This is a genomic window from Stenotrophomonas maltophilia group sp. vghtpe118 (genome assembly GCF_052605195.1).
Genome location: NZ_CP199672.1, coordinates 1,751,371 through 1,765,766, shown reverse-complemented (window position 1 = coordinate 1,765,766; position 14,396 = coordinate 1,751,371). Strand labels below are relative to the sequence as shown.

14 protein-coding genes are annotated in these 14,396 nt (G+C 67.6%); 12 read left to right on the top strand and 2 right to left on the bottom strand.

The window, feature by feature from the left end; genetic code table 11:
• The first annotated feature begins 39 nt into the window (after positions 1 to 39).
• Positions 40 to 1,905: an ABC-F family ATP-binding cassette domain-containing protein gene (locus ACUDTM_RS08210; protein WP_061480402.1), complete on the top strand. Its 1,866-nt coding sequence runs from the start codon at positions 40 to 42 to the stop codon at positions 1,903 to 1,905.
• A gap of 114 nt (positions 1,906 to 2,019) precedes the next feature.
• On the opposite strand, the gene ampR is transcribed toward ACUDTM_RS08210, so the two are convergent.
• Complete coding sequence (ampR, locus tag ACUDTM_RS08205; RefSeq protein ID WP_111007690.1) at positions 2,020 to 2,883, bottom strand: LysR family transcriptional regulator AmpR; 864 nt, start codon at positions 2,881 to 2,883, stop codon at positions 2,020 to 2,022.
• A 174-nt stretch (positions 2,884 to 3,057) separates the two neighbouring features.
• Between ampR and blaL2 the strand changes: the two genes are divergently transcribed.
• The 3 genes from blaL2 to ACUDTM_RS08190 all read left to right on the top strand — a co-directional run bounded on the left by blaL2 (position 3,058) and on the right by ACUDTM_RS08190 (position 5,967).
• On the top strand, positions 3,058 to 3,969 hold the full coding sequence (gene blaL2, locus ACUDTM_RS08200; protein ID WP_111007689.1) for a L2 family extended-spectrum class A beta-lactamase: 912 nt from the start codon (positions 3,058 to 3,060) through the stop codon (positions 3,967 to 3,969).
• 85 nt (positions 3,970 to 4,054) lie between these two features.
• A complete protein-coding gene (locus tag ACUDTM_RS08195) occupies positions 4,055 to 5,272 on the top strand; it encodes a cation:proton antiporter (protein ID WP_072167665.1) in 1,218 nt (405 codons plus the stop codon).
• 53 nt (positions 5,273 to 5,325) lie between these two features.
• Positions 5,326 to 5,967, top strand: a complete 642-nt coding sequence (locus ACUDTM_RS08190) for a hypothetical protein (RefSeq protein ID WP_005410764.1) — start codon at positions 5,326 to 5,328, stop codon at positions 5,965 to 5,967.
• Positions 5,968 to 6,017: 50 nt separating this feature from the next.
• On the opposite strand, the gene ACUDTM_RS08185 is transcribed toward ACUDTM_RS08190, so the two are convergent.
• Positions 6,018 to 6,761: a DUF3011 domain-containing protein gene (locus ACUDTM_RS08185; RefSeq protein WP_072167666.1), complete on the bottom strand. Its 744-nt coding sequence runs from the start codon at positions 6,759 to 6,761 to the stop codon at positions 6,018 to 6,020.
• A gap of 158 nt (positions 6,762 to 6,919) precedes the next feature.
• On the opposite strand from ACUDTM_RS08185, the gene aspS reads away from it, so the two are divergent.
• From aspS to ACUDTM_RS08145, 8 genes are all read left to right on the top strand, one after another.
• Positions 6,920 to 8,671, top strand: coding sequence for an aspartate--tRNA ligase (gene aspS / locus ACUDTM_RS08180; RefSeq protein WP_188240677.1), 1,752 nt, complete (start codon positions 6,920 to 6,922; stop codon positions 8,669 to 8,671).
• Positions 8,672 to 8,687: 16 nt separating this feature from the next.
• Entirely contained in the window at positions 8,688 to 9,011 is a 324-nt protein-coding gene (locus ACUDTM_RS08175) for a DNA primase (RefSeq protein WP_445391250.1), read from the top strand.
• Positions 9,012 to 9,042: 31 nt separating this feature from the next.
• Positions 9,043 to 9,564 carry a GNAT family N-acetyltransferase gene (locus tag ACUDTM_RS08170; protein WP_049415346.1) on the top strand — a complete coding sequence of 174 codons (522 nt, stop codon included), beginning with the start codon at positions 9,043 to 9,045 and terminating at the stop codon, positions 9,562 to 9,564.
• Between the two features lie 75 nt (positions 9,565 to 9,639).
• Positions 9,640 to 10,272: an esterase/lipase family protein gene (locus tag ACUDTM_RS08165; RefSeq protein ID WP_032954421.1), complete on the top strand. Its 633-nt coding sequence runs from the start codon at positions 9,640 to 9,642 to the stop codon at positions 10,270 to 10,272.
• A 175-nt stretch (positions 10,273 to 10,447) separates the two neighbouring features.
• Entirely contained in the window at positions 10,448 to 11,179 is a 732-nt protein-coding gene (locus ACUDTM_RS08160; protein WP_005418519.1) for a YebC/PmpR family DNA-binding transcriptional regulator, read from the top strand.
• Positions 11,180 to 11,285: 106 nt separating this feature from the next.
• Positions 11,286 to 11,807, top strand: coding sequence for a crossover junction endodeoxyribonuclease RuvC (ruvC, locus tag ACUDTM_RS08155; RefSeq protein ID WP_005418518.1), 522 nt, complete (start codon positions 11,286 to 11,288; stop codon positions 11,805 to 11,807).
• A 13-nt stretch (positions 11,808 to 11,820) separates the two neighbouring features.
• Complete coding sequence (gene ruvA / locus ACUDTM_RS08150; RefSeq protein ID WP_005418517.1) at positions 11,821 to 12,414, top strand: Holliday junction branch migration protein RuvA; 594 nt, start codon at positions 11,821 to 11,823, stop codon at positions 12,412 to 12,414.
• 49 nt (positions 12,415 to 12,463) lie between these two features.
• The gene (locus ACUDTM_RS08145) at positions 12,464 to 14,383 is read left to right on the top strand and encodes a potassium transporter Kup (protein ID WP_072167670.1); all 1,920 of its coding nucleotides are present in this window, start codon (positions 12,464 to 12,466) and stop codon (positions 14,381 to 14,383) included.
• Positions 14,384 to 14,396: the final 13 nt, after the last annotated feature.

The following is a 14,396-nucleotide window of genomic DNA, read 5'->3' as shown; positions in this document are numbered from 1 at the left end:
CACCAGCACATTCCATCCGGTTATATGGACCCTTCCCCGATGATCTCCCTTCGTAATTTCGCCTTGCGCCGCGGCGAGCGGCTGCTGTTGTCCAATGTCGACCTGACCCTGCACGCCGGTTACCGGGTAGGTGTGGTCGGCCGCAACGGTGCTGGCAAGTCCAGCCTGTTCGCGGCGGTGAAGGGCGAACTGGAGGCCGACAAGGGTGACGTCGACCTGCCCGGCAAGGTCCGTATCGCCAGCGTGGCCCAGGAAACCCCGTCGCTGCCGGACCCGGCGCTGAGCTTCGTGCTGGGCGGCGATACCGAGGTGGCTGCGGTGCTGGCCGAAGAGGCCGAGGCAACCGCCCGCGAAGACTGGGAGGCGGTGGCCAACGCACACACGAAGATGGCCGAGATGGGCGCCTACGACGCCGAAGCGCGCGCCGGCAAGCTGCTGCACGGGCTCGGCTTCCCGGCCGAGACGCACCACCGCGCGGTGTCCTCGTTCTCCGGTGGCTGGCGCGTGCGCCTGAACCTGGCCCGTGCGCTGATGATGCCCAGCGACCTGCTGCTGCTCGACGAACCGACCAACCACCTGGACCTGGACGCGGTGTACTGGCTGGAACAGTGGCTGCTGAAGTACCCAGGCACCTTGTTGCTGATCTCGCATGACCGCGAGTTCCTCGACAACGTGGCCACCCATACCCTGCACCTGCACGGCGGCGGCGCCAAGCTCTACCCGGGCGGCTACACCGATTTCGAGCGCCAGCGCGCCGAACAGCTGCGCCAGCAGCAGATCGCGCACGAGAAGGAGCAGGCCGAGCGCGCCCACCTGCAGAGTTTCATCGACCGCTTCAAGGCGCAGGCGAGCAAGGCCGCGCAGGCGCAGAGCCGCATGAAGCGCCTGGCCAAGCTGGCCGGCACCGAAGCGGTGCGTGCCGAACGCGAGTTCCGCATCGAGTTCGCGCCGCCGGCCAAGCTGCCGTTCTCGCTGATCCGCCTCAACCACGTCGAGGCCGGCTACGGCCAGGATGCGGTGATCCTGCACAACGTCGGCTTCGGCCTGGAAGCGGGCCAGCGCATTGGCCTGCTCGGCCCCAACGGCGCCGGCAAGACCACCCTGGTGAAGACCCTGGTGGGTGAACTGGCGCCGATCGTCGGTGAGCGCATGGCGCACCCGGACCTGAAGATCGGCTACTTCGCCCAGCACACGGTGGAGTCGCTGCACGAAGGCCAGTCGCCGATGGAGCACTTCCGCGAGATCGCCCCGGATGCGCCGAACCAGTCGTTCCGCGATTTCCTTGGCAAGTGGAATTTCCCGGGCGACCGCGCGTTCGAGCCGGTCGATGGTTTCTCCGGTGGCGAGCGTGCGCGCCTGGCGCTGGCGCTGATCGCCTGGCAGCAGCCGAACGTGCTGCTGCTGGACGAACCGACCAACCACCTTGACCTGGAAATGCGCGAAGCGCTGGCCGAAGCACTGGCCACCTTCGAAGGCGCGATCGTGATGGTCTCGCACGACCGCCACCTGATCGGCCTGGTCTGCGATACCTATTGGCGCGTGGCTGATGGCGTGGTCGAGCCGTTCGACGGCGATCTGGATGCCTACGCCGCGTGGCTGCGTACCCGCCCGCAGGCACAGGGCACCAAGGCGCGCATGGAACAGGTGGAAGAGCCGGTGGTGGTCAAGACCGCCCCGGTGGCGCAGGTGGTGCAGAAGAAGCCGGTGAACCCGCACAAGCTGGCCGCCGCTGAAGCCAAGGTGGCCGAGCTGGAAGGTGCGCTGGCCGAACTGGATCGCCAGCTGGCCGACCCGGCCAACTACGCCGATGCCAGCCGCATGGCCGTGCTTGGCCGCGATCGGGAAACCGCCGCCGCGCAGCTGGAAAAGGCTGAAGCGGCGTGGATGGAGCTGCTGGAGTCCTGACCGGTCGTGCCGGCCAGCGGCCGACTGGCATTTCTGCAGAGCCGAGCCACGCTCGGCTTTCGCGCGTAGCGCGGCATTGGACACGGAGCAGCCGAGCGTAGGCTCGGCGCTACATCATGCCTGCGCCTGCAGCCACTCGCGGAAGCGCTTGGCCGGCTCGCGCTCGGCGCGCGAGCGTAGCCGCGTCAGCCAGTAGCGGCCCAGCTCCAGCGTGGTGCCGAACGGCTGCAGCAGGCGGCCTTCGGCCAGTTCCTGCTCGAACATGCGCAGCGGCAGCAAGGCCACGCCGGCACCGCCGGCGGCGGCCATCGCCACCGTCAGCGAGGAATCGAACACCGGCCCACGTGCTTCCACACCGCTGACGCCGGCCGCCTGCAGCCAGCGCGGCCATTCGTCGCTGCGATAGGAACGCAACAGCGGCAGCGTGGCCAGGTCGCGCGGCTGCTTCAGCCGCCGCGCCAATGCCGGGGCGCACAGCGGCGCGAAGGGCGCATCGAGGATCGCCGTGCAGGCCTGGCCCTGCCAGTCGCCATCACCGAAGCGGATGGCCAGATCCAGCCCTTCGCCGGCCAGGTCGATGCGGTTGTTGTGGGTCTGCAGGCGCAGCTCGATGTCCGGATGCGCGGCCTCGAATGCGGCCAGCCGTGGCAGCAGCCAGCCGGTGGCAAAGGTGCCGACCACCCCCAGTGTCAGCACTTCGCGGGCCGGCCCGCCGGTGTAGCGCGCGATGCTGGCCGAGATGCGTTCGAACGATTCGTTGAGCACCGGATACAGCGCTGCGCCTTCATCGGTCAGCGCCACGCCGCGCGGCAGGCGATGGAACAGGCGGATGCCGAGCCGGTCTTCCAGGCCCCGGATCTGGTGGCTCAGCGCCGCCTGGCTGACACACAGCTCCAGCGCGGCACGGGTGAAGTTCTGATGGCGGGCGGCGGCCTCGAACGCGCGCAGCGCATTCAGCGACAGGGTCGGGTGCAGCATCGTACAGTCGTGAGCTGGAGTGATGGCTGATCCTACCCTGTCGATAGAGTTGTTCGTAACAGCAGTGGGTTGAATGCGACAGGCATGAATAATTTTCATGTCTCTCGCTGATATTTCGCGCTGGTCGCCCATCGTGCTGGCCTGAATAATCGAGGGGTTGCCAGGAGATTCCGTATGCTCGCCCGTCGCCGATTCCTGCAGTTCAGTGGTGCCGCCGCCGCTTCTTCGCTTGCCCTGCCGTTGCTGGCGCGTGCGGCAGGCAAGGCCAGCGCACGCGCACCGACCGAGGCTGCCATTACCACCGCCAACGATTTCGCAGCGCTGGAGATGGCCTGCGCCGGCCGCCTGGGCGTGACCCTGCTCGACACCGCCAGCGGTCGCCGCTTGGGTCATCGCCAGGATGAGCGCTTCCCGATGTGCAGTACCTTCAAGAGCATGCTGGCGGCCACCGTGCTCAGCCAGGCCGAGCGTGCGCCCGCGCTGCTCGACCGGCGCGTGCCGGTGCGCGATGCCGATCTGCTCTCGCATGCACCGGTCACCCGCCGTCATGCCGGCAAGGACATGACCGTGCGTGACCTGTGCCGGGCCACTGTGATCACCAGTGACAACACCGCCGCCAACCTGCTGTTCGGCGTGGTCGGTGGCCCGCCCGCGGTGACCGCGTTCCTGCGTGCCAGCGGCGATACGGTCAGCCGCAGCGATCGGCTGGAGCCGGAAATGAACAGCTTCGCCGAGGGCGACCCGCGCGACACCACCACCCCGGCGGCGATGGCCGCCACCCTGCAGCGTGTGGTGCTGGGCGATGTGCTGCAACCGGCGTCGCGGCAGCAGTTGTCCGACTGGCTGATCGACAATGAGACCGGTGATGCCTGCCTGCGCGCGGGACTCGGCAAGCGCTGGCGGGTGGGTGACAAGACCGGCAGCAATGGTGAAGACGCGCGCAACGACATCGCCGTCCTGTGGCCCTTGTCCGGCGGCGCACCGTGGGTGCTGACCGCCTATCTGCAGGCCAGTGCGATCAGCAACGAGCAGCGCGCCGGGGTGCTGGCGCAGGTGGGGCGCATTGCCGATCGCCTGATCGGTTGAGGTAACCGGGAGTCATCCAGAAACGGCTTGCCGGATCGGTTCAGCGCGCGCATCCTGCGCGCGTTCCAACCCCACGGAAGACCCCATGAGCCATGAACTGATCTACCTGCTGCTGATCTTCGCGCTGCTGGTGATCCCACGCGCGTTGCAGCGTTTCAGCCTGCCCGCCCCGTTGACCTGCCTGCTGTTCGGCATCATCGGCATGCTCTGGCTGGGGGATCAGGCACATGATGCGGTGATCGGACTGCTGGCCACCCTGGGCATTTCCTCGCTGTTCCTGTTCGCCGGCCTGGAAGTGGATCTGCAGGCGCTGCGCCGGGGCATGTGGCCGCTGCTGGCACATCTGGTCATCCGTACCGGCACGCTGTTCGGCGTCGGCTGGTTGGCCTGGCGTTACGCAGGATTGCCGTGGCAGGCCGCCGGGCTGCTGGCGTTGGCGCTGCTGACGCCCTCGACCGGTTTCATCATGGACTCGCTGTCGCGGCTGGGCCTGAGCGAGGACGAACGGTTCTGGGTGACCAGCAAGGCCATCGCCGGTGAGCTGCTGGCGCTGGCGGCGTTGTTCATCGTGCTGCAGGCCGGCGACCCGGGGCACATGGCGCTGTCCAGCCTGGCGCTGCTGGCGATGATGGTCGGCCTGCCGCTGCTGTTCATCGCGCTGGGCCGCTGGGTGGCGCCGCACGCGCCGGGCTCGGAGTTCTCGCTGCTGGTGATGGTCGGCATGGTGGCGGCCTACATCACCTACCTGCTGGGCGTGTATTACCTGGTGGGCGCGTTCATCGCCGGCCTGGTTGCGCGCCTGCTGCACCAGCGCATGCCGCTGCTGGCCTCGCACGAGAACCTGCACGCGCTGCGCCTGTTCGCCTCGTTCTTCGTGCCATTCTACTTCTTCAACGCCGGCACCAAGGTGCCCAGCGAAGCGTTGAGCTTCGAGGCGCTGGGGCTGGGCATCGTCATCACCCTGGTGGTGCTGCCGCTGCGCATCGGCGTGGTCTGGCTGCAGCGCCGGGTGATGTTCGGCGAGAGCTTCCGCAGCAGCCTGCGCGTCTCGCTGGCGCTGGCTCCGACCCTGATCTTCACCTTGGTGCTGGCGGCGATCATGCGCGAGCGTTTCCAGATTCCGGCGGTGCTGTTCGGCGCGCTGCTGCTGTACGCCGCACTGACCACGCTGCTGCCGTCGCTGGTGTTCCGTACACCGTTTGACGTTGATCCGGTGGAGCAGGAGCCGGCCGGCGAGGGCGAGGCCGCGCCGGTAGCGGCGGCGACCGAAGCACTGCCGGCAGCACCGTCTGCCGAGCGCTGAGCGGGACTGGCGCGCGGTTTGCGCCCATCGTCCATGGCCGTTAGGGTTGGGGTATGAGACCGATTGCCGTTGCCACTACCGCCGCCCTCCTGCTCAGCCTCGCTGCGTGCACGCAGCGCTCCGACACGGTCGCCCATGACCTGGCGACCGCACCGGCCGATGCGTTCATGGCCGCCATCGCCGCACATTGCGGCCAGGCCTACGTCGGCAAGGTGGTGGAGGACACGCCTGCACCGACCGCCAAGGATCCGTTCGCCGGGCAGCGCCTGGTCATGCATGTGCGCGGCTGCGCCGACCCGGCGCACGAACTGCGCATCCCGTTCCATGTCGGTGATGACCACTCGCGGACCTGGGTGCTGACCCGCACGCCGAACGGGCTGCGGCTGAAGCACGACCATCGCCACGAAGACGGCAGCCCCGACGCGATCACCCTGTACGGTGGCGACAGCACGCCGCCGGGCACCGCCGAGCGCCAGCAGTTCCCGGCCGATGCCGATTCGGTGGCGATGTTCCGCCGTGCCGACATGCTGGCTTCCACGCATAACACCTGGGCGATGGAGATCGATCCGGATCAGACGTTCGTCTACGAACTGACGCGCCCGGACGGCCGCCGCTTCCGCGTGCAGTTCGACCTGAGCAAGCCGGTCGACCTGCCACCGCCACCGTGGGGCGACGACACAGCACCCGCGCCGTGATCCCCGGGTCGGACCCCACCTGCGGAGGGCTCTGACCCCAACCCCTCAACTCAACGCGTACCGAAGCGCGCCCGGCAACCGTTGCTCACCCACACCTGGCCCCGAGCGTAGCCCCAGCTGCGGCCCTCCTGGCAGGCGCTGCCGGACAGCTGCTGCTGCAGCACCGGCCGGCCCTGGCGCTCATCCCAGTCGCAGTTCTGCGTGCGGTTGTTGTTGCTGCTGCAGGTGATGGAGTAGTTGCTGTTGCCGCCGCCCCAGCCACCGCCCCCGCCGCCCCAGCCGCGAGCTTCGGCGAATTCGGCGCGGCAGCCGTTGCTGACCCACACCGCGCCATTGCGCACCCCCCAGGTACGGCCTTCGTCGCAGGGGCTGCCGGACAGCTGGCGGACCAGGCGGGCATTGCGCCAGCCGACCGGGCAGCTGCGTTCGCGATTGTTCTGGCTCTCACAGCGGATGGTCTCGCCGGGCCGGCCGTTGTTGCCGCCCCAGCCACCGCCGTTGCCGCCGCCCCAGCCACCACGGGCCTCGACGAATTCGGCGCGGCAGCCATTGCTGACCCAGATGCTGCCATTGCGGCTGCCCCAGGTGCGGCCCTCGTCGCAGGCGCTGCCGGACAGCTGGCGGACCAGCTGCGCATTGCGCCAGCCTGTATTGCACACGCGTTCTCGGTTGTTCTGGCTCTCGCAACGGATCACCCCGCTTTGCGCGGCGGCCGGGGCGGAGGGCAGGGCGAGCGTGGCGATGGTGCCCAGGCTCAGGGTCACGGCCAGGCGGGCCAGGGACAGCGGATTCATGGCGGCATCCCATACGGTGGCAGGTGCCTGACTATAGGGAGGGGGATGATCAAGCCGGTGTGACTGGCCGGATTTGCCCCGGCCGGGGCCTCGGCCGCAGAATACGGGGCTTTCCGGCCCCCATCCGGTGCCGGCGTTCTCCAGCGGAGCTTCCCCCAATGCGTACCCACTTCTGCGGCCTGGTCGACGAGACCCTGATTGGCCAGACTGTCACCCTCGCCGGTTGGACCGACGTGGCCCGTAACCAGGGCGGCGTCTGCTTCATCGATCTCCGCGATCATGAAGGCATCGTGCAGGTGACCGTGGAGGTCGACAACGCCGAAGTGTTCGCCGTGGCCGCTTCGCTGGGCTACGAGGACGTGCTGCAGGTGGAGGGCGTCGTGCGCGCCCGCCACGCGGTGAACGACAAGATGCGCACCGGCAAGGTGGAAGTGATCGCCACCGCCATCACCGTGCTGAACAAGGCTGCGCCGCTGCCGTTCCACGCCCACGAGAACCCGGGCGAGGAAACCCGCCTGAAGTACCGCTATCTGGACCTGCGCCGTCCGGAAATGCAGCGCATGCAGCGCACCCGCATCAAGCTGGTGCAGGCCCTGCGCCGCCACCTGGACGAAAAGGGCTTCCAGGACATCGAGACCCCGATCCTGACCAAGGCAACCCCGGAAGGCGCGCGCGACTTCCTGGTGCCGGCGCGCATGCACCCGGGCGAGTTCTACGCGCTGCCGCAGAGCCCGCAGCTGTTCAAGCAGATCCTGATGGTGGCCGGCTTCGACCGTTACTACCAGATCGCGCGCTGCTTCCGCGACGAAGCACTGCGTGCCGACCGCCAGCTGGAGTTCACCCAGCTGGACATGGAATTCGCCTTCGTGCGCGAGCGCGACGTGCAGGACTTCGTCGAAGACATGATCCGCGCCATCTTCAAGGAAGTGGTCGACGTCCAGCTGGATGCCAGCTTCCCGCGCATGACCTGGGCCGAGGCGATGCGCCGCTACGGTTCGGACAAGCCGGACCTGCGCATCGCGCTGGAGCTGGTCGACGTGGCTGAACTGGTCAAGGACAGCGGGTTCGCAGTGTTCACCGGCCCGGCCAACGATGCCGAAGGCCGCGTCGCCGCGCTGCGCATCCCGGGCGGTGCAGCGCTGAGCCGCAAGCAGATCGACGAGTACGCCGCGCACGCCGCCAAGTACGGCGCCAAGGGCCTGGCCTACATCAAGATCGCCGACAACGGCGAAGTCAGCTCGCCGATCCAGAAGTTCTTCAGCGAGGCTTCCTTCGCTGCGCTGGTCGCCCATGTTGGCGCCGGCAATGGCGACATCGTGTTCTTCGGTGCCGGCAGCTACAACAAGGTCTCCGACTTCATGGGTGCGCTGCGCCTGAAGGCCGGCAAGGACTTCGGCCTGATCGCCGATGGCTGGGCGCCGCTGTGGGTCACCGACTTCCCGATGTTCGAATGGGACGAGGAAGAACAGCGCTACGTCGCCCTGCATCACCCCTTCACCGCACCGGCCGTGGACGACATCGCCGACCTGCGCGCCAACGCCCGTACCGCCGTCTCGCGCGGCTACGACATGGTGCTCAACGGCAATGAAATCGGCGGCGGTTCGATCCGTATCCACCGTCCGGACATGCAGAGCGCAGTGTTCGAGCTGCTCGGCATCGGCGCCGAAGAGGCCCGCGCCAAGTTCGGATTCCTGCTCGACGCGCTGAACTACGGCGCGCCGCCGCACGGTGGCATCGCCTTCGGCATCGACCGCATCGCCGCGCTGATGGCCGGCACCGAATCGATCCGCGACGTCATCCCGTTCCCGAAGACCACCGGTGCACAGGATCTGATGACCGACGCGCCGTCGCCGATCGTCGACGCGCAGCTGGCCGAAGTGCACATCCAGGTTCGCCCCAAGACCAACTGATCAGGAGATCCAGGCAATGACCGAGTTTGCGTTTTCGCTGGAGTGGGAAAAGCTGGGCAATGAAGGCTCCGAGGCCAACCTGGTCACCGAGCGTGCACGCGTGTTCGGTGGTTGGCTGGTCCGCGTCGGTACCAACCCGGCGGCGATGGCCCTGACCTTCGTCGCCGACGGCGAAGGCCGTTGGGACGGTGAAGACTTCGGCGTCGAGGATTACGAGGACGACGAAGAGGAAGAGTACGACGAGGACGAGGAAGGCGAGGAAGAAGAGGACGAGGACGAGGGCGAAGAAGAGTACGAGGAAGAGGACGAGGAAGAAGAGGAGTCGCCTGAAAAGGCTTGACCCCCGCTTCGCCCTGGCGTCAACTTCCTGCATGTATTCGATCCGCCGCGCCACTGTGGACGATGCGCCGACCCTGTCGGCACTGGCCGCCCGCACGTTCACCGAAACCTTCGGCCATCTGTACCCGCCGCAGGACCTGCAGGCCTTCCTGGAGGAGGCCTACACGGTCGAGCGCCAGCGCGTGATCCTGGCCCACCCCGATTACGCAGTGTGGCTGCTGGAACTGGATGGGGAGGCGGTCGGCCATGCCGCCGCCGGCCCCTGTGGCCTGCCGCATCCGGATGTGAAACCCGGTGACGGCGAACTCAAGCGCCTGTACCTGATCAAGACGCAGCAGAGCTGCGGCTGGGGCAGCCGCCTGCTGGAAACCGCACTGGCCTGGCTGGAGCGCGAAGGCCCGCGCACGCTGTGGCTGGGCGTGTGGTCGGAGAACTTCGGCGCGCAACGCTTCTACGCCCGCTATGGTTTCGAGAAGGCCGGCGAGTACCTGTTCCCGGTTGGCGATACCAACGATCTTGAATTCATCCTGCGCCGCGCACCGCGCGCGGCCTGACGTTCACCGCCGCTTGCTGCGCGCGCGTGTTCAATCACCTCACGTTCCTGCCCCGCTGACCGCCAGGCTGTTTGCATGACTCCCCCCGTATTGCTGCTGCATGGCATCTGGAATGCCCGCGCCTGGGTCGGGCCGCTGGCCTGGCGCCTGCGCGCGCGTGGTTTCCAGGTGCATGCGTTCGGTTACTCCTCGGTGTTCGGTGGTCCCGACGTGGCGGTGCCCCAGCTGCTGGAACGGTTGGCCGACGCCGGGCCGTTGTCGCTGGTCGGCCACAGCCTGGGCGGGTTGCTGGCGCTGGAAGCGCTGCGGCGCAATCCGCAGCTGCCGGTGCAGCGCGTGGTCTGCCTGGGTTCACCGCTGCGCGGCAGTGGCACCGCACGCTCGTTGTCCGAGCACGGCTGGGGCCTGGCGCTGGGACGCAGCAGCGAGCTGCTGCTCGATGGCCTGCCGGACTGGCAGGGCAGGGCCGAGGTTGGCCTGATTGCCGGCTCGGTGCCGCACGGGCTGGGCAGCCTGCTGGGTGCCATCGACGATGCCTCCGACGGCACCGTGGCACTGGCCGAGACCCGGCTGCCGGGCCTGGCCGACCATTGCGTGGTCCGCACCAGCCACAGCGGCCTGGTGGTGTCGCCCGACGCTGCGCGGCAGACCGCGCATTTCCTGCGCCATGGCAAGTTCGACCACAGCCGCGACGCGGCGGCAGCATAGGGGCAGGGGAGGCAGGCCGCCCTGTAGAGCCGAGCCCATGCTCGGCTGCATTCCGTCGGGCCCATTGAGCCGAGCATTGGCTCGGCTCTACAACAATACGGGCCTAGACACGGTTGCAGCGCCCGATCAGGTAGAATCCGCGCCTTGATCCTGAAGCAGCCAGACGGTAGCACCCATGGGTAGAGGCCCCTCCATCGAAGCCCGCAAGAACGCGTCCGACGCGAAGCGCGGCAAGATTTTCACCAAGATCATCCGCGAGATCGGCGTTGCCGCGCGCGGCGGTGGAGGCGACCCCAACAACAATCCGCGCCTGCGCGTGGCCGTGGACAAGGGCCTGGCCGTGAACATGTCCAAGGACGTGATCGAGCGTGCCATCAAGAAGGCGACCGGTGAGCTGGAAGGCGTCGACTACGAGGAAGTCCGCTACGAGGGCTACGCTCCGGGTGGCGTGGCCGTGATCGTCGACTGCCTGACCGACAATCGCGTGCGCACTGTGGCCGACGTCCGCCATGCGTTCAGCAAGTGCGGTGGCAACATGGGCACCGAAGGCTCGGTGGCCTTCATGTTCAAGCGCCTGGGCGTGCTCAGCTTCGCCGCAGGGGCCGACGAGGAAGCCATCACCGAAGCGGCCATTGAGGCCGGTGCCGATGACATCGTGGTCTACCCCGATGACGGCTCGATCGATGTGGTCACCAGCCCTGACGCGTTCAACGCGGTGAAGGATGCGATGGCCGCCGCCGGCCATGTCGCCGACCACGCCGAGATCACCTTCCGCGCGGACAACGACATCAAGGTTGAAGGCGACGTCGCCCTGCAGGTCAAGAAGCTGCTGGACATGCTCGAAGACCTGGACGACGTGCAGGACGTGTATTCCAACGCCGAACTCGGCGCCGACGCCTACGCCTGAGCCGTCTGCGACGGCCTGGGCGCGGGCCGTTGAACGGTCACCGCGGACAGCCATGAGCCCCCTACGCCTGCCAGCGCATCCCGTTCCGCCCCGCCAGGAGTGCAGCATGACCCGCATCCTCGGCATCGACCCCGGTTCGCAGCGGACCGGGGTCGGCATCATCGATGTCGATGCCGCCGGCCGCGTCACCTACGTGCACCACCAGCCATTGGTGCTGCTGGGCGCCGACGACTTCCCGCAGCGCATGAAGCTGCTGGTGCTGGGCCTGGCCGACCTGTGCCGCGAGTACCAGCCGCAGGAAGTGGCCATTGAAAAGGTGTTCATGGCCCGTAATCCCGATTCGGCGCTGAAGCTGGGCCAGGCCCGGGGCGCGGCGATCTCGGCCGTGGTGCTGCGCGACCTGCCGGTGCACGAATACGCCGCCAGCGAGATCAAGCTCGCCGTGGTTGGCCGTGGTGGCGCCGAAAAGCAACAGGTTCAACACATGGTCGGGCTCATGCTCAACCTGAAAACCAAGCTGCAGGCCGACGCGGCCGACGCGTTGGCGGTGGCGATCACCCATGCCCACGTACGGGCAACGGCCAACCGCCTGGGGCTCAGTGCCCGCCAGGCGTGGGGCCGCAAATGAGGAGCTGCACGCAATGATCGGTCGACTGCGCGGCATCGTCGCCTACAAGGCGCCGCCGTGGCTGGTGGTGGACGTGAACGGGGTGGGCTACGAACTGGAGGCGCCGATGAGCACCTTCTACGACCTGCCCGAGCTCGGCCGCGAGGTCACGCTGTACACCCACTACGCGCAGAAGGAAGACAGCGTTTCGCTGTACGGCTTCCTGCGCGAGGGGGAGCGGCGCCTGTTCCGCGACGTGCAGAAGGTCAGTGGCATCGGCGCGAAGATCGCGCTGGCGGTGCTGTCCGGCGTTTCCGTCGAGGAGTTCGCGCGCATGGTCCAGGCCGGTGACATCACCGCGCTGACCCGCATTCCCGGCATCGGCAAGAAGACTGCCGAACGCATGGTGCTGGAACTGCGTGACCGTGCAGCCCAGTTCGGCGCCGGCGGCGCGCTGCCCACCGGCAGCGGCCCAGCCCCGGCCGACCCGCTGTCCGATGCCACCGTGGCCCTGCAGCAGCTGGGCTACAAGCCGGCCGAAGCGGCACGCATGGCCCGCGACGCCTTCAATGAAGGCGACGAAGTGGCCACCGTGATCCGCAAGGCGCTGCAGTCGGCGCTGCGCTGAGCCGCGTCCCTTTCCTTCAACGAACCGCCTGAGCGTCGCCAGGAGTCCCATGTCCAGCAGTCAAACCCCGCACGCAGCTGCCCCCGGCAGCCACGGTCACGCCCCTCCAGCAGGAGGCATGGCGTTGATCATCGGAGCGATCGGCGTGGTGTTCGGCGATATCGGTACCAGCCCGCTGTACACGCTGAAGGAGGCGTTCTCGCCACACTACGGGCTCAACAGCGACCACGACACCGTGCTGGGCGTGCTGTCGCTGGCGTTCTGGGCGCTGAACATCGTGGTCACGCTGAAGTACGTGACCATCATCATGCGCGCCGACAACGACGGCGAGGGCGGCATCATGGCGCTGATGGCGTTGACCCAGCGCACGCTGCGCAACGGCTCGCGCTCGGCCTACGTGGTCGGCATCCTCGGCATTTTCGGTGCGTCGCTGTTCTTCGGCGACGGCGTGATCACCCCGGCGATATCGGTGCTGGGTGCGGTGGAGGGCCTGGAGGTGGCCGCGCCGGGCCTGCATGCCTTCATCGTGCCGATCACGGTGGTGGTGCTGTTGATGGTGTTCGCGGCGCAGCGCTTCGGTACCGAGAAGATCGGCAAGGCCTTCGGCCCCATCACGTCGGTCTGGTTCATCTCGCTGGCGGCGATCGGCATCTACAACATCGTCGATGCGCCGGAAGTGCTCAAGGCATTCAACCCGTGGTGGGCGATCCGCTTCTTCATGGAGCACAGCTGGCATGGGATCTTCATCCTCGGCGCAGTGGTGCTGGCGGTGACCGGTGGCGAGGCGCTTTACGCCGACATGGGCCACTTCGGTGCCAAGCCGATCCGCCACGCCTGGTATTTCTTCGTGCTGCCGTGCCTGGTGCTGAACTACCTGGGGCAGGGCGCACTGGTGCTCAACCACCCCGAGGCGCTGAAAAACCCGTTCTTCGAGGCGGTGCCGCCGTGGGCGCTGTACCCGATGATCATCCTGGCCACCATGGCGGCGGTGATTGCCTCGCAGTCGGTCATCACCGGCGCGTTCTCGGTCTCGCGTCAGGCGATGCAGCTGGGCTACATCCCGCGCATGCGCATCAAGCACACCTCGCACGACACCATCGGCCAGATCTACATCCCAGGCATCAACTGGGGCATCGCGGTAATGGTGATCGGCCTGGTGCTGGCCTTCCGCAGCTCGTCCAACCTGGCGGTGGCCTACGGCATCTCGGTGTCGGCCACCATGCTGATCGACACCCTGCTGCTGGCCCTGGTGGCCCGTTCGCTGTGGCCGAAGGCGCGCGCCTGGCTGCTGCCGCTGTGCGTGGTGTTCTTCATCATCGACCTCGGCTTCGTCATCGCCAACGGTGCCAAGCTGCTGCAGGGCGCCTGGTTCCCGGTGGTGCTGGGCATCTTCCTGTTCACCATGATGCGCACCTGGCGCCGTGGCCGCGAACTGCTGCGCGATGAGATCCGCAAGGACGGCATCCGCCTGGATACCTTCCTGCCTGGGCTGATGCTGGCACCGCCGGTGCGCGTGCCGGGCACTGCAGTGTTCCTCACCGCCGACCCGACCGTCGCCCCGCATGCGCTGATGCACAACCTCAAGCACAACAAGGTGCTGCACGAACGCAACGTGTTCCTGCACGTGGAGACCCTGCCGATCCCGTATGCGATGGAAGGGCAGCGGCTGAAGATCGAATCGGTGGGCGACGAGTTCTACCGCGTCTATGTGCGCTTCGGCTTCATGGAAACCCCGGACGTGCCGCTGGCGCTGATGCGCTCGTGCGACCACGGTGGCATCTACTTCGACCCGATGGACACCACCTTCTTCGCCAGCCGCGAAACCATCGTGGCCACCGCCAACCGCGGCATGCCGATCTGGCGCGACAAGCTGTTCGCGCTGATGCACCGGAATGCCGCGCCGGCCACGGGCTTCTTCCGTATTCCCGGCAACCGCCTGGTCGAACTCGGGGCCCAGGTCGAGATCTGAGGTCTGGTAGTGC